Annotated in this window: 18 protein-coding genes; 6 read left to right on the top strand and 12 right to left on the bottom strand. The window is 35.3% G+C overall.

All coding sequences use genetic code 11. The annotated features are described in order from the left end of the window. Positions 1 to 198 precede the first annotated feature (198 nt). The 5 genes from J0383_RS12275 to J0383_RS12255 all read right to left on the bottom strand — a co-directional run bounded on the left by J0383_RS12275 (position 199) and on the right by J0383_RS12255 (position 10,895). On the bottom strand, positions 199 to 2,598 hold the full coding sequence (locus tag J0383_RS12275; protein ID WP_207294337.1) for a glycoside hydrolase family 31 protein: 2,400 nt from the start codon (positions 2,596 to 2,598) through the stop codon (positions 199 to 201). A 119-nt stretch (positions 2,599 to 2,717) separates the two neighbouring features. Further along, positions 2,718 to 5,201, bottom strand: a complete 2,484-nt coding sequence (locus J0383_RS12270; protein ID WP_207294336.1) for a glycoside hydrolase family 2 TIM barrel-domain containing protein — start codon at positions 5,199 to 5,201, stop codon at positions 2,718 to 2,720. Positions 5,202 to 5,339: 138 nt separating this feature from the next. Beyond that, positions 5,340 to 6,194 carry a hypothetical protein gene (locus tag J0383_RS12265; RefSeq protein WP_207294335.1) on the bottom strand — a complete coding sequence of 285 codons (855 nt, stop codon included), beginning with the start codon at positions 6,192 to 6,194 and terminating at the stop codon, positions 5,340 to 5,342. Positions 6,195 to 6,212: 18 nt separating this feature from the next. Beyond that, positions 6,213 to 7,793 carry a RagB/SusD family nutrient uptake outer membrane protein gene (locus J0383_RS12260; protein ID WP_207294334.1) on the bottom strand — a complete coding sequence of 527 codons (1,581 nt, stop codon included), beginning with the start codon at positions 7,791 to 7,793 and terminating at the stop codon, positions 6,213 to 6,215. Positions 7,794 to 7,805: 12 nt separating this feature from the next. Further along, positions 7,806 to 10,895, bottom strand: coding sequence for a SusC/RagA family TonB-linked outer membrane protein (locus J0383_RS12255; RefSeq protein ID WP_207294333.1), 3,090 nt, complete (start codon positions 10,893 to 10,895; stop codon positions 7,806 to 7,808). Positions 10,896 to 11,388: 493 nt separating this feature from the next. On the opposite strand from J0383_RS12255, the gene J0383_RS12250 reads away from it, so the two are divergent. The 5 genes from J0383_RS12250 (at position 11,389) to J0383_RS12230 (ending at position 16,753) form a co-directional block, all read left to right on the top strand. Further along, complete coding sequence (locus J0383_RS12250) at positions 11,389 to 12,105, top strand: NUDIX hydrolase (protein WP_207294332.1); 717 nt, start codon at positions 11,389 to 11,391, stop codon at positions 12,103 to 12,105. 19 nt (positions 12,106 to 12,124) lie between these two features. Beyond that, a complete protein-coding gene (locus tag J0383_RS12245) occupies positions 12,125 to 12,859 on the top strand; it encodes an NUDIX hydrolase (protein ID WP_239023067.1) in 735 nt (244 codons plus the stop codon). A 162-nt stretch (positions 12,860 to 13,021) separates the two neighbouring features. Beyond that, entirely contained in the window at positions 13,022 to 14,818 is a 1,797-nt protein-coding gene (gene lepA, locus J0383_RS12240) for a translation elongation factor 4 (protein ID WP_207294331.1), read from the top strand. Between the two features lie 251 nt (positions 14,819 to 15,069). Beyond that, positions 15,070 to 15,684: an outer membrane beta-barrel protein gene (locus J0383_RS12235; RefSeq protein WP_207294330.1), complete on the top strand. Its 615-nt coding sequence runs from the start codon at positions 15,070 to 15,072 to the stop codon at positions 15,682 to 15,684. Between the two features lie 106 nt (positions 15,685 to 15,790). After that, positions 15,791 to 16,753 (top strand): helix-turn-helix transcriptional regulator, encoded by a 963-nt coding sequence (locus tag J0383_RS12230; protein ID WP_207294329.1) that lies wholly within the window; start codon positions 15,791 to 15,793, stop codon positions 16,751 to 16,753. A 44-nt stretch (positions 16,754 to 16,797) separates the two neighbouring features. Here the strand turns inward: J0383_RS12230 and J0383_RS12225 are convergent, their stop codons facing one another. Further along, complete coding sequence (locus tag J0383_RS12225) at positions 16,798 to 17,298, bottom strand: DinB family protein (protein WP_207294328.1); 501 nt, start codon at positions 17,296 to 17,298, stop codon at positions 16,798 to 16,800. 46 nt (positions 17,299 to 17,344) lie between these two features. Next, positions 17,345 to 17,824 carry a DinB family protein gene (locus J0383_RS12220; RefSeq protein ID WP_207294327.1) on the bottom strand — a complete coding sequence of 160 codons (480 nt, stop codon included), beginning with the start codon at positions 17,822 to 17,824 and terminating at the stop codon, positions 17,345 to 17,347. Between the two features lie 259 nt (positions 17,825 to 18,083). Between J0383_RS12220 and thiL the strand changes: the two genes are divergently transcribed. Further along, the gene (gene thiL / locus J0383_RS12215; RefSeq protein ID WP_207294326.1) at positions 18,084 to 19,130 is read left to right on the top strand and encodes a thiamine-phosphate kinase; all 1,047 of its coding nucleotides are present in this window, start codon (positions 18,084 to 18,086) and stop codon (positions 19,128 to 19,130) included. Positions 19,131 to 19,211: 81 nt separating this feature from the next. Here thiL and J0383_RS12210 read toward each other — a convergent pair whose 3' ends face one another. The 5 genes from J0383_RS12210 to J0383_RS12190 form a co-directional block, all read right to left on the bottom strand. After that, a complete protein-coding gene (locus tag J0383_RS12210) occupies positions 19,212 to 19,898 on the bottom strand; it encodes a response regulator (RefSeq protein ID WP_207294325.1) in 687 nt (228 codons plus the stop codon). 1 nt (position 19,899) lies between these two features. Next, positions 19,900 to 21,699, bottom strand: coding sequence for a tetratricopeptide repeat-containing sensor histidine kinase (locus tag J0383_RS12205; protein WP_239023066.1), 1,800 nt, complete (start codon positions 21,697 to 21,699; stop codon positions 19,900 to 19,902). 354 nt (positions 21,700 to 22,053) lie between these two features. After that, positions 22,054 to 22,296, bottom strand: a complete 243-nt coding sequence (locus J0383_RS12200; protein WP_207294323.1) for a hypothetical protein — start codon at positions 22,294 to 22,296, stop codon at positions 22,054 to 22,056. A gap of 178 nt (positions 22,297 to 22,474) precedes the next feature. Next, positions 22,475 to 23,284 (bottom strand): LytR/AlgR family response regulator transcription factor, encoded by an 810-nt coding sequence (locus J0383_RS12195; protein WP_207294322.1) that lies wholly within the window; start codon positions 23,282 to 23,284, stop codon positions 22,475 to 22,477. 284 nt (positions 23,285 to 23,568) lie between these two features. Next, a complete protein-coding gene (locus tag J0383_RS12190; RefSeq protein WP_207294321.1) occupies positions 23,569 to 25,110 on the bottom strand; it encodes a glycine--tRNA ligase in 1,542 nt (513 codons plus the stop codon). Positions 25,111 to 25,167: the final 57 nt, after the last annotated feature.

Below are 25,167 nucleotides of genomic sequence, written 5' to 3'. Positions count from 1 at the left end.
ATGTGTGAGAAACTAGTTTCTTTCTAATTCCTTTTATTAGCAACAAAAACCTATGTTTCTATGTGTTTATTTTTTTGCCACAAATTGCACAAATTATCACAAATTTTAATTGGCGGAAATTTGTGTAATTGGTTGTAATTTTTTCGCCACGAATTCACAAATATTATAAGTTAAATTCGTGAATTCGTGGCCAATCTTTTATTTTGCCCACTCGGTTTTGAAAGTGGTTTTTCCGTTTAATGGATTTGTTGTTACATCAAAATTGTTTCCGTTTTTGGTCACTTTTATTTCTTGTACAGCCTCTCCGTTTGGCAAATAAACTTTGGCTGAAGCCGAAGTTGTTTTATCGCTAGCGAATACTTTTAAGGTCAGTTTGCTCCAATCCATATCTTTTGTCGATTGTGCTAAACCGATGTGAGGTAATGCCGTTCCGTCTTTTACTAAAACTACGATTGGCACTTCGCCCGCTTTGATTTTATGCCAGCCAGATTGGTAGACTTTTTTAGTTTGATAATCAATCCAAGTTCCTTCTGGAAGGTAAACGTCTCTTTCTTCAACTTCTTCAAAAAGCGGTGCAACCAACATACTTGATCCGAATAAATATTGATTATCCACTAACCAAGCTCCTGGATCGTTTGGATATTCTACAAATAATGCACGCATCATTGGCAATCCTTTTTGAGAACTTTCTTTTGCTTGAGCATAGATATAGGGCATTAATTCGTAACGCATATTATCTGCTTTTCTAAATCCTTCCAAGAAATCTTTGCTGTACAACCAAGGTTCGCGAGGTGGCTCTCCGTGGCTTCTTACGTGAGATGTAAACATTCCGAATGGTGTCCATCTTCTGTAAATGTTCTCAGGAGATTTAGTTGCAAATCCTCCAACATCGTGACTCCAGAAACTGAATCCGCTTAATCCTAATGAAAGTCCGCCGCGCAATTCTGCCGACATTGCGCCGTTTGTAGTTTCAGAATCTCCACCCCAATGCAACGGATAACGCTGACTTCCTGCCCAAGTGCTTCTTGCCCAGATTAAAGTATATCCTTTTTCTTTCTGCGTGATTTCGGCAACTGCTTTGTTGTATCTTAAAGGATATAAATTGTGCTCATAGAAACCTGTTCTTCCTGAATGGTAAATTCCGTCTGGCGGTGCTGCTTCTCCAAAATCTACTTTGAAAACGGCAACTCCTTCGTCAAATAACTTTTTCAATTTTCCTTGGTACCAAGAAATCGTTTCTGGATTTGAGAAATCTAAAACCGCATCTTCATACGGAAGATTTCCTTTTCTGTCTCTTACTGCCAAGTTTTTATCCATAATTTCTGGGAACAAAGTGTTCTTTGGAGTAAAATAAGGCAATTGCCAAAGACAAACTTGGAAACCGTCTTTTTTCAAATCAGACATCATTTTTGTTGCATCTGGGAAACGAGATTTTGCAAACTCGTAGTTGTTTCTCCAATCTACATCAAACCAACCTGTGTCGAAGTGAATTACGTCTGTTGGGATTTTATATTTACGCAAATCTCTGGCAACGTCACGGCCTTCTTTTTCTGAGAAATACGTAATACGGCTCATCCAGAAACCAAATGACCAAAGTGGCGGCATTGCAGCTTTTCCAGTCAAATTAGTGTATTGATCTAAAATATCTTTTGGTTCTCCGATGAAGAAAAACAAATCGGCTTCGTCGTCTCCAATGTACATTTCGTTTGCACTTGAAAAATATTTTCCGAAATCAACTGTAATTGGTGTTGAATGGTGTATGAAAACTCCGTATCCACGACTGCTCATGTAAAACGGAATTGGTTTGTACATGGTTTCATTTTGGATTCCGTTTGCATCATCTGCCCATAAAACTACTTTTGAACCGCGTTTGTTGAATTGTGTGAATGATTCTCCGCAACCAAATATTTTTTCGTCTGGTTCTAAACTGAACGCAGCGCCCATACTTCTTGAATAGTCGCTGTTTCTGCGAACATAAGAAAACGGAAGCGTTGGCGTATAGGTGTTTTTAAAATCAGTATCGTGAAGCGTGCTTGTTAGCAGTTTTCCTTTTTCATCGTAGATTTTTACGTGCCAAGGTTTTGTCAAAATTTCAACTTTTCCGTGTTTGCTTGTATAACTGTGACCGCCTTCAATTTTTGAATATTTCCATAATTCTGGATGATTCGGCGCCAATCCGTCAACCAACATTAAAGATGTTGCCTGCGGATTAAATTGTGGTCTAGAAGTCGCTTTGATACGAAGGGTTCTGTCTGAAACAAACTGAATTTCGAATGGCAATACAGGAGATTCTGCATATTCTGTTGTTGGGAATTCGTTTGCTTTTTCCACATCCGGTTTCATCATCATGTTGTTGAAAGCCTGACGTGTTTTATAATTGTATCTCAAATATTTAATCGTTCCTTTTCCTGTTGCAGGATCAAAAGAAGCTAGTTCGTCTGCGAAATAAAAAGTGTTCAGATAGTTCTGAAAATCTTTACTGATATCGATTGGTGCGTTCAATACATCTGCGTTTTGAATTTGTGCTGAAGCTTTTGGCGTCAAAACAAATCCAAGCATAAAAGCTGAAAACAATTTGGTTAGTTGTGAGTTTTTCATTAATTCTAGATGTTAGTTTTCCTGCGAGGTTTTCAAAACCTCGTAGGTATTGTTTTTTATTTATTCAAAATATTATTTATACCTACAAGGTTTTGGAAACCTTGCAGGAACGTGGTATATTATTCTGCTGTAATTACGATTGTGGCTTGTTTTAGTCCATTCGCTTTAGCGGTCAATTCTAATCTTCCAGATTTATCTCCCGATTGAACAATCACCAAACATTTTCCTGCCAAAGCAGTATGTTTTGTTCCTTTGTAAGATTCATGGCTTACTGGATCGCCGCTGCAAACACCTACAATTTTTCCGTTTCCTTTTAATGAGAAGTTGATTTCATTGTTTGCATTTGGGGCTAAAATTCCGTTCGCATCCAAAATATCTACGGTTACAAAAGACAAATCAGTTTTGTCTGCTTTGATGGTACTTCTATCGGCAGTTAGTTTTAATTGTGAAGGATTTCCAGCCGTTTTGATTTCTTTTTCTAAAACCACTTTTCCGCCTTTGCGAGAAATTACTTTTAATGTTCCTGCCTCAAAAGGAATTCTCCACATCACATGTAAATCATCTCCTTTTTTAGCTCTTTTTCCAACTGATTTTCCGTTTACGAAAAGTTCAACCTCATCTGCATTATTGTAATAAGCCCAAATGTCAACGGTTTGTCCCGCTTTCCAGTTCCAATTCGGAAAAATGTGAAGAACATCTTTAGTTGTCCATTCGCTTTGGTACATATAATACACATCTTTCGGGAAACCGGCTAAATCGACAATTCCGAAATAAGAACTTACCGATGGCCATTCGTACGGTGTTGGTTCTCCGATATAATCAAAACCTGTCCAAATGTACATTCCAGAAAGAAAATCGTATTTTTTCACCACTTTCCAAGTAGCTTCGTGCGTTGATCCCCAAGGCGCCTGCACTTGATCGTAGGACGAAACGGTGTTTCCAGGATTTCCTTCTGTAAATTTAAGATCCCATCTTACTGGCCATTTTTTGATTGTGTCTGAAACAGCGTCGTAATATCCTCTTGTCTGCAAACCTGAAGTGGTTTCGGTTGCGATGAAAGGTGTTTTAGGGAAATTTTCCTGATGATGCGAATAGGTTTGATGCGCATAATTGTATCCTATTAAATCTAAAACTCCAGAAGCGGCAATTGGATTAATTTGAACATTTTTCTTCTCAAATTGCAACGTTACCTCGTTCATATTCATATTGACTGGCGGATTCATCGCTGCAGTAAGCGGACGCGTTTTGTCATTTAAACGTACTATTGCTGCCAATTCTTTTGCAATTTTTACTCCGGTTTCACTCCATTGATCTGGAATTTCGTTTCCGATACTCCAAATAAAAATACTTGGATGATTTCTATCGCGACGCAATTGATCGATTAAATCTTGTTTGTGCCATTTGTCCCAATCATTAGCATAATCGTATTTTGTCTTATTTGTTTTCCACATATCAAAAGCTTCATCCATTACAATGAAGCCCATTTTGTCGCAAAGATCCAATAGTTCTGGAGCGGGAGGATTGTGAGAAGTTCTGATTCCGTTTACGCCCATTTCTTTCAGGATTTCCAATTGGCGTTCAATGGCTCGTGTATTGATGGCTGATCCTAACGGACCTAAATCGTGGTGCATACAAACGCCTTTTATTTTGACTTGCTTTCCATTCAAAATAAAACCTTTATTCAAATCGAATTTAAAATCTCTGATTCCGAAAGTGGTTTTGTATTGATCAATGATTTTATCGTCAACTAAAATTTCGGTAACTGCTGTGTACAATTCTGGTTTTTCATCTGACCATAAAATTGGATTTTCAACTTCTAACCTTTCATTGAGTAATATGCTGCTTTTTTTAGTAAGAGTTATTTCTCTTGAAGATGACGTTACTTTTGAATCTTCTTTATAAATAGTCGTTACAATTTTTGCTTTTTTTGAAGCTAAATGATCATTCTGAACTCGCGTTTCAATATTTACCGAAGCTTTTTCAGCCGTAACTTTTGGAGTTGTAATGTACGTTCCCCATTGTCCAACGTGAAGTTTGTCTGTTGTTTCGATCCAAACATTTCTAAAAATTCCTGAACCTGAATACCAGCGTGAATTGGGCTGTTTTGAATTGTCAACCTTAACAATTATTTCGTTGTTTTTGTCTCCGTAATGTAAGTAAGGAGAAATTTGATATTGAAAACCAATATATCCGTTTGGACGTTTTCCTAAATAATGGCCGTTTACCCAGACTTCGCTATTTCGGTAAACGCCATCAAAAGTGATTGAAGTTATTTTTGTGCTGTCTTCTGCAGCGACTTTAAATGTTTTTTTGTACCAGCTTAAACCTCCGCTAAGAGATCCTCCTCCATAACCGGCAGGACTTTTTTCGTCAAATTTTCCTTCGATGCTCCAATCGTGAGGAACATCTAAAGTTCTCCATTTTGTGGAGGTTCCGATTGTATCTTTATCAACCAAACTATCATTAAGATGAAAACTCCAATCTGCATTAAAAGAAACTTTTCGGTTTACAAATGCATCTTGCTTTTTAGTACAGGAATTCAAAAAAATGATTCCAGCGAGTGCTAATACATAACGGCTTATTAATTTGTTTTTGATCTGCATTGGTACTTTTTTTATTTGGAAAATTGAAGATAGAAATAAAAAACAACGCTTCTATTTCTGGAGCTAAATTATTTAAGTCTCAGTCATAAAGAACATTATAAAAATGTTTTTACAACTGAGACTTCAAAAACTAACTAATTACGGTTTTGGTTTGAAATGGAAAACAATCAGACAAACTCCTTCTCCTGTTCTACTCTGATCACGTTTTACTCCCAAACGTAATGAGGTGGAAGTAAGTTGAACCAATTTTACATTTGTCCAGTTACTGCAGTCAGGGTGATAATCTCCTCCATACTGCATTTCAACTCCATTGTTAAAAATCAGTCTGTTGTTGGTCAAATCAAGACTAAAGGTTCCGGCTTTTGTGGTTTGTGCATTCGATGTTTGAGCAGTCTGAATTACTTTTGTATTGTATCCTCCATTTAAGTTAAATTGCATTTCTCCCCAGTTTTTATTTGGCATAACCCAAGAGTTGCTCGCGTAATCTGGAAACCAGTTCCAGTTGTCGCCTGTTGTTCCAGGATAGTCTAAACCAGACCAACCAACTGGGTCGATAAAATCTAAAACCCATGTTTTTCCTGCGGCGCCATTGGTCAGCATTTCCCATCTTGGATCGCTGAAGAATGTTTCATCATTTTCGGGTACATCAACGGTTACAGGCGCAGCATCTACAGAACCTCCTCTAACGTAAGCGGTATAATAAATGGTATATTTTCCAGCAAACGGAAATGTGATTTTATCATCGCTTTTATTAGAATGTCCTAATTCATTACCACTTGCATCTACATATTTCCAATACGGAATTACGGTAGCATCATTATTCTTTAAAATAATTTCGTTTTTGTTTGCCGTATTCTGGGTTACCGAAAACTTAATCGTTTCAGGTGTAAGGTTTACGGCTGGCAGGCTTTCACGATCTTCAACCGGTTCGCATGAAAACAAAAGTGAGCCAATTGTTACTGCCGCGATCAATATATATAATAGACGTTTCATAATTATTTTGTTTTAAAATTAATTCCAACCCGGATTTTGAGTAATCGAGCCATTTGAAAGTATTATTTGAGACTGCGGTAATGGAAACCATCCTTGCGTTTCTGTTCTAAAGGTTACTGCAAATTGAGAACCTCCTGTTGTGTTATCAATTGCGGCTTTTGTTTTTGCCATTCCTTGTCTCAATAAATCGAAGTAACGCAGCCCTTCAAGTGCCAATTCTAATTGACGTTCTTTCATAATGTTATCCAGCGTTGCAGTTACACGGTTCGTTGTGTTTTTAAATGCACGGTCACGAACTCTGTTTAAATCGGTTTGTGCTAAAGCTGGATTTGATTCTAAATTCAATTCGGCTGCCATTAACAATACATCTGCAAAACGAATGATGGCATAATCTTGATAGTTGTCTATTTGGAAATTCCCTCCGTTTGCTTCTACTACACTTACACCAGCAGCGTTGGTAATTGGGCAGTATTTTTTCCATGAATATCCGGTGTACTGACGTTGTTCTCTGGCTTCGGCATTAAAGTTTAAACCTTCACCTGCATAATCAATAAATGAAGCGGCTTTTCTGGTATCGGTAGCGCTGTATTCTCCAACCAATTTTGGGTTTACTGTTGCTCCTCCCCATCCTGTTGCATATTTTCCAATTGCACCACCACGAGGTGCGATGTTAACTTGAAAACGGTTTCCTTCGTGTAAATCCCAGTTTCCTTTTCCTGAACCGTTAAAACGTACAGCCCAAACCATTTCGGTATTGTCTTCTCCGGCAAAAGTTTCAAAAGAAGCCGCCAGCCAAAGGTTTGCAAAATCTGGAACTAATGCATGACCACTGTTGTTTACAGCATCATTGATATAAGTAATTACTTGAGGTTTTGTAACTACTCCAGCTAAATCTGTTTTGTTGTAAACGCCTGTATAGAATAAAAATGTTCTTGCTAAATATGCTTCTGCTGCCCATTTTGTAATACGACCATAATTTGCATTTCCGTTTTGAGAATAATTCTCTGGTCCTAAATTATCAGCTGCAAATTTTAAATCGTTTGCAATTAATGCGTAGGTAACTTCTGGTGATTGTCTTGGCAATTCGAACTCGCTTGTAGTTACAGTATGATCAAGAGGGATAATATCTCCAAACATTTTAGCTGCTGTAAAATGAAAGTGCGCTCGTAAAAAACGAGCTTCTGCTTCGTAACGCGTTTTTAATTCAGGAGTTGAACCCCAGTTTACACGGTCAAGATTTTCTAATAAAACATTGGCTCTGTAAATTCCTAAATAGGCATTTGACCAAACATCTTTATTCATGTCTTTATCGGACACATAGAGAAAACGATCCCATTCAATATCTGTCTGGGCATCGGCAATACCATAACCTCCAAAACAGTCATCAGAAGCCTGCTCGCTAATTAACAAAGGCCCGCCATATGCTTCACGCTGTAATACATCATAAACTGCTACCAATCCTTCAAAAGCATCAGATGGTGTTTTATAAAAATTCTCGGTTACTTTATCTGTATATGGTTCATTTTCCAAAAAATCCTCCGAACAAGCACCTAAAACAAGTACGCTTGAAAGGGCAAATAATTTTATATATCTTTTCATGGTTTTCATAATTTAAAAGTTAACATTTAACCCCATCATATAGGTTCTTGGCTGTGGATAATATCCAACATCGATTCCTTTAGCCCAAGACTGATTTACGTTTCCGAAACCAATTTCAGGATCCATTCCTTTGTACTTCGTAAATGTGTAAATGTTATTTCCGGCAACATACAATCTGAATTTTGTGAAGAAGCTTAACTTGTTTGTTAGTTTTGTCAAATCACATCCGATAGTTGCATTTTTAATTCTAAAGAAATCTGAATTCTGAATGTATAAATCAGAGAATTTCGTGTAGTTTCCGTTGGCATCAGTTCCGTATGTTACTCTTGGAATTCTGTTTGAAGTTCCTTCAGATGTCCATCTGTTTAAAACATCAGTTGTGTTATTGGTGTAAGCACGTGTGTAATCGTGGATTCCGAATACGTTTTGTCCGCCTGCAATACCGTATGTATTAATCGACAAGTCAAAAGCTTTGTACGATAATTCTAAATTAACCCCGTAATTAATATCCGGATTTGGATTACCAACCTGCGTTTTATCATTAGCGTCAATTTTTCCATCACCATTCAAATCCACAAAACGAACGTCTCCAGGTTGTGCATTTGGCTGAACTCCTGCAGCAACTTCGGCAGCATTTTGGAAAATTCCGTCGGTTTTTAATCCGTAGAAATAACCCATTGGTTTTCCAACCTCAACACGGTTCATCTCATCTAAACCTTGAAATAAAACGTTACTTTCTCCGTGAATAATTCCTTCGTTGTTAGCGATTCTAAGTACTTTATTCTGGTTACGTGAAAGGTTGGCGTTGATACCAAAATTCCAGTCTTTTCCAAAATGTGTGCGGTATCCTAAACCAATCTCAAAACCTTTGTTGCTTACGTCACCTCCGTTGATATACGGTGCAGTTGCTCCGGCATATGCTGGAATCGAAGCCAACACTAACCAGTCTTTTGTTTTCTTATCGTAGTAATCAAAAGTTAAAGTAAAATTGGTAAATAAAGTAGCATCAAAACCTAAGTCTAACTGTTCTGAAGTTTCCCATTTTAAGTCACGATTCGCGAGCTGATCTGGGCTTGAACCTACCAAAAGTGTCTCGTCTCCAGTACCAAAATGATATGTTTTATCGGTAGAGTTTACTGTTGACATATAAGCAAATCTTCTCGCAAACTGGTCGTTACCATTTTGTCCCCAGCTTGCTCTTAATTTGAATGTATTTAAAACTTTGTTTTCTGTAAAGAAAGCTTCTTTGTCTAAATTCCATCCTGCAGAGAACGATGGGAAAATTGCATATTTATTATCCGGACCAAATTCTGAAGAACCGTCACGACGAATTGTAGCAGAGAATAAATATTTATTGTTGTAGTCGTAAAGCAAACGTCCAAAATAAGACTGAATTGCGTAATCTCTACGATTTCCTTTTACCACATTTGAAGTAGGATCTTTTGCGTTATCTAAATAAGCGTGTTTAAAATCGTCGAAGATTAAGTTTCTTCCTTGACCTTCCATATAATCAGCTGTATTTTTTTTAGCCGATGTTCCTACCAAAACATCAATATTATGAGAATTGGCGATGGTTACTTTGTATTGAAGTGTATTCTCAAAAATCCATCCCATTGATTTCGTTGCGCTTTGTGTTACGCTCGAAACAGTATTATTATCATTTGAAGAAAGTGAATAAACCGGTCTGAAAGAACGATAATTACTATCTGTCATATCAACACCAAAACTAGTTCTATAGGTAAAGTCTTTTAAGAATTTTAATTCTGCAAAAATGTTCCCTACATAACGGTTGTTTTTCGTTTGATTGAAGTTGTTGTAATATAATGATCCCACTGGATTGCTGATATCTGCTGAAATAACAGAATGCGCAAAATCTCCGTTTGCATCATACGCAGCATCAATTGGAGCGGCGTTCAAGAAGCTTCTTATACCGTTGCTGTAAATTCCGTCATCGGCAATTCCGCTGCTTTTTGTGTTTGCGAATGTGAAGTTTTCACCAATTTTTAAATGATTTTCAATTACTTCTGAAGTTGAGTTCACACTAAAAGTAACACGATCGTATTGTGATTGATTGGCCACACCGCCAATCATACCTTCTTGTCCGTAGTACGATAATCCAGTTGCAATGGTTGATTTTTTATCACCGCCAGAAATTAAAAGAGAGTGATTTTGTTTGATCGCACCTTCATTAAACAAATCGTCCTGCCAGTCGTGGTTAGGAAATGCAGCAATTTGCGCTTTCGTATATAATGGAGTATATCCTGAATTAACGCGGGCTTCGTTCATAATAGTTGTATATTCCTGCGTATTCATTAAATCCAGTTTTTTAGCAACTTGCTGAAAACCTGTATAGGAATTAAAAGAAACATTCATTTTTCCGTCTTTTCCTTTTTTGGTTGTTACCAAAATAACTCCGTTTGCCGCTCTCGCACCGTAAATAGAAGCCGCCGAAGCATCTTTTAAAACGTCAACCCTTTCAATAATCGAAGGATCAAGATATCCGATACCGTTATCAACCACAACTCCATCGACTACATACAAGGGATCGCTGTTTCCTGCTGTACCGGCACCACGAATGTTTACCACCATATTAGCACCCGGCTGTCCTGAAGAAGAAGTTACAGAAACCCCTGAAGCCTGACCTTGTAAAGCATTGACAACATCAAGGCTGGCAACCTGCTGGATATCTTTTCCAGATACTAATGAAGTGGCAGCTGTATTTACCTTTTTCTTCTGAGTTCCATATCCAATTACTACAATTTCTTTAAGTTCTGCGGTTTCTTCTTGTAAAGTAACATTGATTGTTTTTTGAGTTCCTACAGTTACTCTCTGTGTTTTAAATCCAATAAAAGTAAACACAAGCACGTCGCCGGTTTTGGCTTCTATTTTATAATTTCCATCAAAATCGGTTGCGGCACCGTTTTTTGATCCTTCTACTGCAACAGTAGCTCCTGGAACGCCCATTCCGTCAACAGCCGATGTTACAGTTCCACTTACAGATTGGGATTGTGCCTGTGCAAAACCCGACTGTATCATAAATAAGCTAAAAAACAAAGCCGTGCAAAACGGAAGCAGTGTTTTAATACAATATTTGCTTTTCATACTAAATAAGAGTTGATTTAAATTAAGTTAGTTACGGTTTTTTTATATTGATTAAGTGTAAGTTTTCATGCAGCCGATTTACCCAAAACGAATAATTCAAAATATTTTCTGCCGATCTCATCTTCCAAAATACGAGTTATTTAAACTTATAGTCATTTTGAAAATATCTTATGGTAAATTTGACTACAAGTGTAAAACTTTTTTTCTATTTTAGCAAAATATTAAGGTTATTTTTTTTCTATTCTGATTTATATGAAGTCATTTTTATCAATCTAACAACAGAGATGAGAAAAGTGAAATAAAAAATGTTGAAAAAATCACAAACTAGCATTTTGACAATCAATCATTTAAAAGTTTTAAATTTCAAACTGTATTTTAAACCCATTTTCAAACAATTGAGTATCAATTTTTTGGTTTGTTAAAAAAATATTAATTCATCAATAAGGGCACTTTAGCATTTTATTTGCTTAATTTGTCCATAATTAATTCGCACATGGAGAAAAAAGTAGATGCCGAATCTGTTTCAAAAAATGAACAAAATGCAATGAACGCAATCACAATTGACTGTGTAATATTTGGTTTTGATGAAGGAAGTCTGGAAGTACTTTTGGTGCAGCATGCAGAAGGAATTAGCAAAGGAAAATGGGGGCTTCCTGGAGGATGGATTTACAAAAAGGAAAGTACTGACGATGCTGCTCATCGTTTATTGAATGAACTTACCGGACTTGATAATATTTATCTGGAACAGCTTAAAGCTTTTGGCGATCCAGATCGTTTCCCATTGCGCCGTGTTATTACAATAGGATATTACGCTCTTGTCAAAAGAGAAGATTATAATATTAAAGCGGGTTTTACAGCCGCCGATGCAAAATGGTATAAAATCAACAGTATTCCTGATTTGATTTATGACCACAACGAAATTCTGGCGTATAGCTTGAAAAATCTCCGCAGCAGAGTCCGTCAGGCACCTATTGGTTTTAATCTTCTGCCAGAAAAATTTACGTTATTGCAGCTCATGCATTTGTATGAAGAAATTCTGGGTGTTGAAATGGACAAATCGAATTTCCGACGAAAAATTCTGCACATGAAGTTACTGGTAGCTTTAGACGAAAAACAGCAGGATGTTTCACATAGAGCCGCAAAACTCTATAAGTTTGATCCTGACATCTACAAAAAACTAACCGAAAAAGGGTTTAATTTCGAATTTTAAAAACTGCTTATAAAGCAAAATGAAAGCATCATCTAAAAAAACTTCAAAAACAAACGAATGCATTTCCGAAAATACTGTAACACCAGAAATTGACGGTATTTCGATTGACTGTGTCATTTTTGGTTTTAAAAAAGAAAGTCTTGAAGTTCTTTTAGTACAACATGCCGGCGGAGAAAGTGAAGGAAGCTGGGGTTTATTGGGTGGCTGGCTTAAAAGAGAAGAAAGTGCCGATGATGCTGCACAGCGAATTCTATACGAACTTACCAGTCTTGATAATATTTACCTCGAACAACTTAAAGCGTTTACCAATCCAAAACGTGTACTCGATCGTCGTGTTGTTACTATTGGTTATTATACCTTAGTAAATCAGGAAGATTACGATGTAAAAGCAAGTCTCGCAGTTCGAGAAGCCAAATGGTGCCGAATTAACGAAATCCCAAACCTGATTTTTGACCATAATGAGATTTTAGAATTCAGTTTGATGCAGCTTCGAAACCGAGTTCGTCAAGCTCCGATTGGTTTTAATCTTCTTCCTGAAAAATTTACGTTGTTACAGCTTATGCATTTGTATGAAGAAATCCTTGGTATTGAATTAGATAAATCGAATTTCCGACGAAAAATTCTGCACATGAAATTACTTGTGGCCTTAGACGAAAAACAACAGGATGTTTCGCACCGTGCCGCAAAACTCTTCAAATTTGATCCTGAAATCTATAAAAAATTAACAGAAAAAGGATTTAATTTCGAATTTTAAGGCGCTTTTTAAATTTCATGTTTAACTATCGGCTGTTCAGCATTCCAGAATCCAAAACTTTGCGCTATCTTTGCCCCTTAAATAAGATGCTCTAAAGCTATTGCAGCAGCGCAATTTATATACAAAAAATACTAAAACTCGTTAGAGAACTGATATAATACAATGAAGAAGATACGTAATTTTTGCATTATTGCACACATTGACCACGGTAAAAGTACATTGGCTGACCGATTACTAAGTGCCACTCAAACCGTTTCTGCCCGTGAGGAAAAAGCACAGCTGCTGGACAACATGGACTTAGAACGTGAGCGTGGTATTACTATTAAAAGTCACGCCATTCAGATGGAATACACTTATAAAGGTGAAGAATACATCTTGAATTTGATTGATACTCCCGGTCACGTGGATTTCTCGTACGAAGTTTCAAGATCTATCGCAGCCTGCGAAGGAGCACTTTTAATTGTAGATGCGGCTCAAAGTATTCAGGCGCAGACTATTTCTAATTTATATCTTGCTTTAGAGAATGATTTAGAAATTATCCCTGTTTTAAATAAAGTAGATTTACCAAGTGCAAATCCTGAAGAAGTAAGCGATGATATTATCGATTTATTGGGATGTAAATTAGAAGATATTATTCATGCCTCTGGAAAAACAGGTTTTGGTGTTGAAAATATTTTAGCAGCTATTATTGAAAAAATCCCAGCTCCAAAAGGAGATCCAGAAGAGCCATTACAGGCGCTAATTTTTGACTCGGTTTATAACCCATTCCGTGGAATTGAGGTAATATTCAGAGTGGTAAACGGTGAGATTAAAAAAGGTCAGAAAATTAAATTCATGGCTACGGACAATGAATATTTTGCTGATGAAATTGGAACCTTAAAACTAAATCAAGTTCCTAAAAATCTGGTTTCGGCTGGAGATGTTGGTTATTTGATTTCTGGTATTAAAGAAGCCCGTGAGGTAAAAGTGGGTGATACTATTACAGATGCAAAAGTTCCGACAACGAATATGATTACTGGTTTTGAGGATGTAAAACCAATGGTATTCGCCGGAATTTATCCAGTTGATACAGAAGATTATGAAGACCTTAGAGCTTCTATGGAAAAACTGCAGCTAAACGATGCTTCTTTAGTATTTACTGCTGAAAGTTCTGCCGCTTTAGGTTTTGGTTTCCGATGCGGATTCTTAGGAATGCTTCACATGGAAATCATTCAGGAACGTTTAGAACGTGAGTTCGACATGACTGTAATTACAACAGTTCCTAACGTTTCGTATTTTGCTTACACGAAAAAAGATCCAGAAACGGCGATCGTGGTAAACAATCCTTCTGATTTACCAGAACCTTCAAAATTAGATCGTGTTGAAGAGCCATTTATTAAAGCAACCATCATTACAAAAGCTGATTACGTAGGAAACGTAATGAGTTTGTGTATCGAAAAACGTGGTTTAATTACCAACCAAACCTATTTAACAACAGAGCGTGTTGAGCTGAATTTCGACATGCCGCTTGCAGAAATTGTATTTGATTTTTACGATCGTTTAAAAACTGTTTCTAAAGGGTATGCTTCTTTTGATTACTCTCCTATTGGAATGAGAACTTCAAAACTAGTAAAACTGGATGTTCTATTAAATGCACAGTCTGTTGATGCGCTTTCGGCTTTGATTCACGAAGACAATGCGTATAACATTGGTAAAAAGATGTGCGAGAAATTACGCGAATTGATTCCAAGACAGCAATTTGATATTCCAATTCAAGCTGCGATTGGTGCAAAAATCATTGCTCGTGAAACGATCAAAGCACTTCGTAAAGACGTTACCGCAAAATGTTATGGTGGAGATATTTCGCGTAAGCGTAAACTTCTTGAAAAACAGAAAAAAGGTAAAAAACGTATGAGACAAGTAGGAAACGTTGAAATTCCTCAAGAAGCGTTTATGGCTGTTTTGAAATTAAATGACTAAGCTTTTTATAAAAAAAGAAGAGAGAAGAAAGAAGAAAGAATAACAATATAGATTAACCCAATAACAAAAGTTGTTGGGTTTTTTGTTTCTTAAAATCTTCTAAAAACACTGCATTATAAACAGGAAAAAACCTTCAAAAATATCAAAATATTAACCTAAAAAATTGTTTATTAACGCATTCAAGCAAAGATAAAGTCAATTAAAATCAGAAAATATATCTTTAATCTTACAAATTTTAAATATATATAATTATGAAAACCAAATTTTCTGTTTTATTAGCACTTTTCACTTTTTATTTTGCAAATGCCCAACAAGATCAAGTCGATTCAGAAATGCATTCTGCTAAAGGTGTAACTTTTCAATCAGGAGATATGATTCTTGAAGGAGCTATCAAAGTCAGCACTGGCGGCGATGAAGATTATTATGCAGTTACTCCATCATTTGGTTATTTTTTAAATGACAAATTTGCTGTTGGAGCAAAAGTAACAGTAGGAAGTAACAAAGTAGAATCTACTGATATTAAAACAAATGTTTTTGGAGTGGGTGCATTCGCTCGTTACTATTTTTTAGAATTAGATCAAAAACGTCTTAAAACATTTGCCGAAGCTGGTGTAGGTTACGGAAGAAATAGAGTTGAAGGTCCTACAACAGACGATACTACCAATAGTGTAACGGCTGACATTAATGTTGGTTTAAACTATTTTATTACCAAAAATATCGCTGTGACTTTTACATTAGCAAACATATTGTCGTACAACAGCGTTTCTCCTGAAGATGGCCCATCATCGGATACTTTCAATTTGAACATCAATTTGTTTGAAAACATCTTCGATCAGCCGCAGTTTGGGCTTTTGTATAGATTTTAATTCATTTTTATAACTTACAAAATAGAAAGCTGTCTCAATTTGGGACAGCTTTTTTATTTCTTAAAACTTTTAACCTTTGTAACTTTGAAGTTCAAAAAATAAAAAAATGCTTGACGAAACTCCAAAACGATTTGACCGAATTGTGGCTATCTTGATTCAATTGCAATCTAAAAAAATTGTAAAAGCACAGGAATTAGCCGATCGTTTTGACTGTAGTCTCCGGACTATTTACAGAGATATTCGTACTCTTGAAGCTTCGGGCGTTCCTATTTATAGCGAAGCCGGCGTTGGTTATGCTTTAATGGAGGGTTACAGACTTCCGCCCGTTATGTTTACCCGCGAGGAAGTAAGCAGTTTTATCGCCGCCGAAAAATTGATGCAGAAATTTACTGATCCGACTTTAGGAACACATTACGCTTCGGCAATGTATAAGTTGAAATCGGTATTAAGAAGCAACGATAAAGATTATCTTTCGAACATCGAATCGAGAATTTTGATGCAGACTGCAGAACCAATGTTCAATGATAATTCTCCCAATACTTTAGCAATTCTATTTGAAGGAATTGCCGAAAAGAAACAAATTCTTCTTACCTATAAAACTTTTGAAAAAGATGAAACCACACAGCGAAACCTGGAACCTGTGGGTGTTTTTCATGATAATAACAACTGGTATTTTTTAGGATATTGTCATCTTCGAAAAGATTACCGCCAGTTTAGAACTGACCGTATTCACGGAATTAAAAAAACAGAACTCGATTTTACAATCGAACATGAACCATTGGAAAATTATCTGGCTAAAGACAAAACAGCTCATCCAACTACAAAAGTTCGGATTTTGGTCGAAAAGAAAATCGCAAGATATCTGGCTCAAGAAAGAAAATATCATGGTTTTATTTCTCAGAAAGAAGTTGGCGACGAAATCGAAATGACTTTTATGAGCAGTGATATCAATAATGCTTTTCCGCGCTGGTTTTTAATGTTTGGTGATTATGCCAAAATCCTAGAGCCTGAAATATTAAAAACACGAACCTTAGAATTATTAGAAGTCAATAAAAAAAGGCTTTTATAAAAAAACTCCCAAAGAGATTCATTTCATCTTTGGGAGTTTTTTAGTTATTGTTTTGCCTTTACGACATTATAAAAATTATAATCGGTATTTGAGGCGTCTGTGATTCCAACATTTCGTCCAATCGTTACGATCTGACCTCTGTGATAGGTGCCATGATTGATGACCTGAATCAGATAATTGGAAATAGGTTCCTCACATTCAAACCACGGATTGATAATTTTAACTTCTTTAATTAAATCTTCATCAGACATTGAATGAATAAGGTTTCTCAATCTTGTAGACGAGTCCAGCAGACCAGCAAATATCTCATCTCTGGATAATTCGCTGATGTCTTTCTTTTCTTTCATTGGAGTTTCTGAAATAACCGAAAACCAATATTCTTCTGTGCTCCAGATGTGATCGAGTGTTTTCATTATACTGGAAAAACTCGAAATAGCTTCTGCATAAAGCAGTTCATCAGATTTCGGCGAAAGCCAACTTACGAATTGCTGGTTTACCCATAAATTATAATCTGCATAATTGGACATTATTCTTTTTAAACTCATAGTCTTAGGATTTAATTGTTAATGGAATAAAGGCATTTAATACTCATTATCTTTCCCAGAAAAATGGTGGTTCAATGTTTAGGGCTCTCAAATATACGTAAGCTTGTCCACGGTGATGTACTTCATTATCAATAAAATACAAAATATTTTGAATAATTGGAAATTCGTACTGTCCGAAAAGGTTAAAAGTTTCACTGAAATCTTCAATAGATAACTGCTCCCAGTATTTATTTATCTCTTCTGTAGCTTCGTCCCATTTTTCAAGATATTGAGCTTTAAAAATCAATTTTTCAGCTCCTTCTGTATAAGGCTGAGCTTCTCTGTTTACAATTCCTTTTAATGCTGGAGCTGCAATTGCCAAAAGTTCATCAACCAATTTTGCAAAAGGACGCATTCCTCCTATTGAAAATTCAAAGAAATCTTTTTCGGGAAACAACTCGATTAAACGACGCGTAAGTGCGCGGTGACCTTGCCAGTGTTTTAGTAAATCTTCTGATGTAATTACTTGTGCTTCTAATGTTTTCATGATGTAAACGTTTTTAAATTTCTATACTCCAAAATTAAAATGGGTCGGTGACAACAGTTTGTCAGCAGGAAAAAACAATTTTAAAAATATTTTTTTTCATACTGAAAAACAGAGAAATACACAGCACTGCGCCTGTAAAATTAATGTCTTTATTTAAAAATCAAAAAAAACTTCACTGCTTTGAACCTTTGTGCCTTTGTACCTCTAAAAGAAAAAACCTTTGTACCTTTGCCACTTAATAACTTTGGAACTTAAAGAAATGATCGAAGATAAAAACCCTCAGAGAACAAGTATAGCTCAATTGGGCGAATTTGGCTTGATTGACCACTTAACCCGAAATTTTGATGTTACTCAGGAATCAACTTTAAAAAGTATTGGTGATGATGCAGCTGTTCTTGATTTTAAAAATAAAAAAGTAGTTGTATCAACTGATTTATTAATAGAAGGTGTTCATTTTGATCTGGCGTATATGCCATTGAAGCATTTAGGATACAAAGCCGTTGTCGTAAACGTATCTGATATTTGCGCTATGAACGCAAAACCGACACAAATTACAGTTTCGGTTGCTGTTTCAAATCGTTTTCCGTTGGAGGCTTTAGAAGAATTATTCGAGGGAATTACACATGCCGCAAAAGAATATAAAGTTGACGTTATTGGCGGGGACACTACCTCATCACAAAAAGGATTAATTATCAGCATTACTGCAATTGGTGAAGCCGATGAAGATGAAATTGTATATAGAAACGGCGCTAAACAAACCGATTTATTAGTCGTAACTGGAGATATTGGTGCGGCTTATATGGGATTGCAGGTCTTGGAACGTGAGAAACAGGTATTTCAGGTAAACCCAAATAACCAGCCGGATTTAGATCCTTACACGTATTTGGTCGAAAGACAATTAAAACCGGAAGCCCGCAAAGATGTTCGCACACTTTTGCACGCCCTTGAAATAAAACCAACTTCGATGATTGATATTTCAGATGGACTTTCTTCTGAAATTATTCATATCTGCAAACAGTCAAAAGTAGGCTGTAATTTGTATGAAGATAAGCTGCCATTAGATCCGCAGTTTATTTCGACTTGCGAAGAATTCAATATCGACAGTACAACAGTTGCTATTAACGGAGGTGAAGATTATGAGCTTCTTTTTACTATTGATATTAATGATTTCAACAAAATAAAAGGGAATCCAAACTTCTCCATTATTGGTCATATGACCGAAGAAAGCGAAGGTATTCACTTAGTAACTCGTGCCAATACCAAAATCGCTTTGAAAGCAAGAGGCTGGGATGCTTTGAGTGAATAATTTTTTTAAAATTTTAAAATAAAAAAAATCCAAAATCCAATGGCTTGCATTTGGAATTTGGATTTTTTTATTTGAATTTATTTAGAAAAGTCCTTTACTCTTGGCTTCTTTCACCAAATCACTATCGACTCCAGATCGTACTTTTAGAAGTTCTTTTAGGCTTATTAGTCGTTTTTCAATTTCATGCAGTGAAATCGGGATGTATTTTGGCATTTCGTGAACTGTGGTTCCTTTTGATAGTTGAAACAAAATCTGCTTATCAAACTCGTCAATTTCTATTGAATTATGCGCGGATTGATTCAGCATTTTCATTACCGACTGACTGTAATATTTTTCGTTTTTCATTACTTTATCAAACGCCAGAAGCAGTTCATCAAAAGTAAGATCGTTTTTAATGATTAGTCCGTTTGGGTTTATCGACCTGATGATGGTTTTAATTTTAAGAAGCTCGGTATACATTGTTAAAAGAACAATCTTGCATTCGGGCATTTTTTTCAAGATAAGTTTTGCCAGGTCTTCGCCCGAAAAAAGATCTTTTTCTTCGTAAGCGGGCATGCTGATATCCAGAAATGCGATTTCAAACTTTGGCGTTTCCTGATCTTCGAGTAAATCATAAGCCGATCTGCAATCGTGAGCTTGCGAAATTATAAACTCATATTCTTTAGGTTTATATCGCGTTATGGCATTTTTATAGCCTTCGATGATAAATGGATGATCATCGACGATTAAAATATTAGGTTTCTTTAAATCCGAAAGTGGGGTTTTCAAATTAAATCGTTTTTTGCAGGTTATTATTTGGGTCGATTGGAACTTTAATTATAAGAAGTGTCCCTTCTCCTTTGGCTGATTTTATGATAACCGTTCCGTTACATTCTTTTGCTCTGTATTCAATATTATGCAGTCCAATACCATTTTTAGTACGTTTTGTATTGAACCCTGCTCCATCATCTAAAATCGAAAGAATTACATCTTCCTTATGTTTTTTAAATTCTATTTTGATAAGATTGGCTTTAGCATATTTGTTACAATTCTGAAGTGCTTCCTGAACAATACGGTACAAATTAATCTTGACCATATTGCTTATAGATTCCCATTTAATCTGATTATCAAAAGAAACTTCTAACTTAGACGGATATATATTCCTCTGATTTTCAAATAATTTGTTTAAAATTAAAATAAAATTATTAATTAATTCCGATTTTTCTCTATTTAAATCATGCGATATTTCCCGTATATCTTCTTCTATATTTTTTAACTCAGCCAAATATTTCTTTCTTTTATCTGCGGCTTCTGTTTCATCAATTTTATCAAGACTGTCCAAACTTATTCTTACCCCAAACATTCTGCCCAATACGCCGTCGTGTAATTCCTGCGCGACTCTTTTCTTTTCATTTATTCGGGTTGATTCAATTTCGTTTTGCTGAGAAATCATTAAGTTGTATATATCTTCATTGGCAATTTGCTGCTGTTGTTTAAAAAGCAATTCGCGGTTTTTGGCCTGCTGTGTTTTATAGACATAAAAAAACAATCCGATTAAGGTACAGATACTGAAAACATAAATTAATGTGCGGTTTCGTTCTTGCAAATTCGAATTTTGATCTTTAATTTCGCTCGTTTCGTATTCAATTCGGGAGAATTTCTCTCCCATATTACGTTCAGCTTTCAGCATTTTATCATTCAACAAAATATATTCTCTTGAATATTTTGAAGCATTTCGAGGATCTACTACAGCGATTTGTTTTAAAGCTAGTAACGTATTTGCTAATTTATCTGAAGAACGCGAGAGAAGCAAAGCTTGTTTCGAAAATTGTATAGCTCTAAAAGTATCCCTTTTAAATGCATAATATTCAGACAAATGAATTTGATTGGATATTTTGGCCATTTTTAATCCCAGGCTATCTCTGATTTTTAGAGATCGGTAAAATTGATCCGGAAGCCCATCCAATCGTTCTGATTTCAATTTTGAATAAGCCAGATTATCAAGCAGCATCGCGTATAAAATAGTTTTTTCTTCGAATAGATTTTTTTCTTGAAGTCCTTTTTCAAAATAAACAATGGCTTGTTTGTAGTTTTTCATACGCATGTAAACAAATCCGATATTGTTTAAAGAAGTCGCTTTCAGCTGAAGATCGGCTGGAATCGATTTATCATTCAAAGTATTTAAAGCTTTATTCTGATATTCAAGGGCTTTTTCATATTCTTCTCTTTCATTATATAAAATACCCAACAAATTATAACATTCATAAAGCTGGTCATTTACATTTTTTTGATTTTTCAATATGCTTAAAGCTTTGAAGACAGATATTTCGCTTTCAAAAAAATCAGATTCATTGTATTGCAGACTTGCTTTGCTTAATAAGGTTTTTGCGAGATTATATTGATCGTTAATCTGCAAATAAATCTTTTGTGCTAGAAAATAATTTCTAAAAGCACTATCAGAAATTACTTTTGAACTGTAATAATCGCCCAGATAGATATACGCTTTTGCAATACTTGCCGAATCTTTACTGCTTATGGACCTGTCTAAAACCAATTGTGAAATTGCATGATATGATTTAAAATCATTCATATTGTAGTACCTATTGGCAATCTTAAACAAATTAACTCTATTAATAGAATCATTTTTTTGTTTTACCACTATAGAAAATGCCTTTTGAGCATATTTTTGCTTAAGGTCGTAATTTAGCTGAATATCATTTGCCAATGACAAATAAACAGGAAGACTATCCTGCACTGAAGTTAGTTCCTTTGATTTTTTCTTTTGGGTACAACCTGAAAAAATCAACAATAAAAACAATAATATTGGACAATATCTTTTCAATGCAAGTTTTGAATTTTACCAAAAATACTAAAACTACAAACATAAAAAAAGGCTGTCAAAAAATTGACAGCCTAAAAGACCTTTGTAAATATTTTCTTTTAATTAATCTATTTTTTTAGAATCACCGAAAGATTGGTTGATATTAGCAAAACCTTCGTTGTTTTTAACTACTACATTATTATTAGCAATACGTGGATCTTGTTTTCTTCCTCCTCCAGTAGAACCATCTACAGGAGAAACTACGCTTAATTTTTCATTAGAAAGAGTTGTCGAAGCTGGTAATACAAATGAAGTTGCAACCATTACTAATGAGAATAATCCGAATGTTAAAGCTGTTTTTTTCATAACTTTTAGTTTTTTTAAATTTTTGACTTTTTTTGGGGCTTTATGATTACTGGGTTGTGAATCATGGTGTAAAACTACTACCGAAATCAAAAAAAATGTATACGAAAAAATGGCTTTATGGTGAAACATACCCAATTGATAGTCAATGACTAAGAAATAAGATGTAACTTATTAATTACTAGACCTCTAAGTAATTTCCTTCAGAAAAATCTGCAATTATCTGATCTACATTGGATTTGTAAGTTTTGGAAAAAGGAATCTTTTTCGAGACGTTTTTAATATAACAAACTGAGTTTCCGCTATGAATTCTCGAAATGTAATTTCTATTCACAATATAGCTGTTATGAATTCGTACAAACGGATAATTCAAAACATGCTCAAAATGCTTTAAAGTTTTAAATGCTGTTATCATTTCACCCGAATTTAAGTAAATATCTGTTGAATTGTTATCGGCTTGAAAGTAACAAATGTCATCTGCATTTAAATAACGGTGATCGCCATAGGATTTAATGCAGATAATAAGCGGCTTGTTTACCACTTGAGGTTCAATTGGAACTAATGGTGCAGGAAGGAGAATTTCGGGTCTTAAATCGACCGGATTTATCTCCGCAGAAGTTTTATTAAGTTTTAAAATTGTTTTGAGCAGTTCAGACGAAACTACCGGACGTACAATGTAATCAAAAACACCATATTTAATCGCTTCAAAAGCTAAGTCTTTTTCATTTGTAATAACTACGATTTTTGGTATAACACTTAAATATCGGTGTAGTTCATCAATAAAATTAAGTGATAAGAAGCTGGAAGGATTTTTTGGGTTTATTTCTAAAAAGACAATAGCAGGTCTATGTTCTAAAACCAGATCTAAACCTTCGTGATAATTTACTGCGGATGCCAAAAAAGATAGTTCCGAAAAACCTTCAGCTATCCTTTTGGTTTTCGAAATACTCTCGGCATCATCATCAATAATTATATACGAGTACTTTTTCAAATTAATTCACTACTAATTTTAAATTCTGCTATTTGATTTTTTGTGAATTTAGGAAACAGTTTTAAATTGTTTTTTTGAAGATATTATTTTTTTCAGCACTTTATTCACAATAAAATTACGAATTTGATTATTTCAACTTATTCATTGTTAATACATTACTTCAAAAAGTTAAAACATACGGACGAAATACACAAAAATCCGACGAAATACAATTTGCTGAAAACTAAAAAATCCCAAACTCGTTTTAAATTGAGTTTGGGATTTATATGATTTATAATCGAAAATTACATTTTCATTAACCAGTTTTTCATCGAAACTTCGTTTTCAATAATACCTCTTAATTCAGAGATTTTAACTCGGTCTTGTTTCATCGTATCTCTATGACGAATCGTTACTGTTTCGTCTTCAAGAGTTTGATGGTCAACTGTGATACAGAATGGAGTTCCTAATGCATCTTGTCTTCTGTAACGACGTCCAACAGCATCTTTCTCATCATAAGCTACATTGAAATCCCATTTTAAATCTTCGATGATTTTTCTTGAAACTTCTGGCAAACCATCTTTTTTCACCAATGGTAAAACCGCCGCTTTTGTTGGTGCTAATACGGCAGGAAGTTTTAAAACTGTTCTTTCTGAACCATCTTCTAAAGTTTCTTCTTGTAATGAAGTAGCAAAAACGGCTAAGAACATACGATCTAAACCAACTGAAGTTTCTACTACGTATGGCACATAGTTTTCGTTTAATTCAGGATCAAAATACTGAAGTTTTCTTCCTGAATATTCTTCGTGAGCTTTTAAATCGAAATCTGTACGAGAGTGAATACCTTCTAATTCTTTGAAACCAAAAGGGAAATTAAACTCGATATCAGCAGCTGCATTTGCGTAGTGCGCTAATTTTTCGTGATCGTGGAAACGGTAGTTTTCTTTTCCTAATCCTAAAGACAAATGCCAATTTAAACGAGTTGTTTTCCAGTGCTCGTACCATTTCATTTCTTCTCCAGGACGCACGAAAAACTGCATTTCCATTTGTTCGAACTCACGCATACGGAAAATGAATTGTCTTGCTACGATTTCATTTCTAAATGCTTTACCTGTTTGAGCAATCCCAAAAGGAACTTTCATACGACCTGATTTCTGAACATTTAAGAAGTTCACAAAAATACCTTGTGCAGTTTCTGGACGTAAATACAGATCCATTGCATTTTCTGCAGAAGCTCCTAATTTAGTTCCGAACATCAAGTTGAATTGTTTTACGTCTGTCCAGTTTTTAGAACCCGTTTCAGGATCAGCGATTTCAAGCTCTTCTATTAAAGCTTTTACATCTTCTAAATCGCCATTCCCTAAAGAACGCCCAAGACGCTCTCTGATTTCTTTTTCTTTTGCTAAATATTCAATTACGCGGGCATTTGTAGTTACAAATTCCTGTTCGTTGAATGCATCGCCAAAACGAGCTTTTGCTTTGTCTATTTCTTTTTGCGCTTTTTGATGAATTTTTTCAGCGTGATCTTCAACTAAAACGTCAGCTCTATATCTTTTTTTAGAATCTTTATTATCAATTAATGGATCATTGAAGGCATCAACGTGGCCTGAAGCTTTCCAAGTTGTTGGATGCATTAATATTGCAGCGTCAAGGCCCACAATATTTTCATTCATCTGAACCATTGATTTCCACCAATATTCACGGATATTCTTTTTTAATTCGACACCGTTTTGTGCGTAATCATAAACTGCACTTAAACCGTCGTAAACTTCGCTTGACGGAAATATAAATCCGTACTCTTTTGCGTGCGAAACCACATTCTTAAATATATCTTCTTGTTTTGCCATAGTACTGCAAAAATATAAAAAGTACTTATAAAAAAAAGAAAAATAAAAAAGATTGAA

It is taken from the genome of Flavobacterium endoglycinae (genome assembly GCF_017352115.1).
Lineage (GTDB): Bacteria > Bacteroidota > Bacteroidia > Flavobacteriales > Flavobacteriaceae > Flavobacterium > Flavobacterium endoglycinae.
Note: the sequence above shows the minus strand (reverse complement) of the source record. Positions and strands in the feature narration are given on the sequence as shown.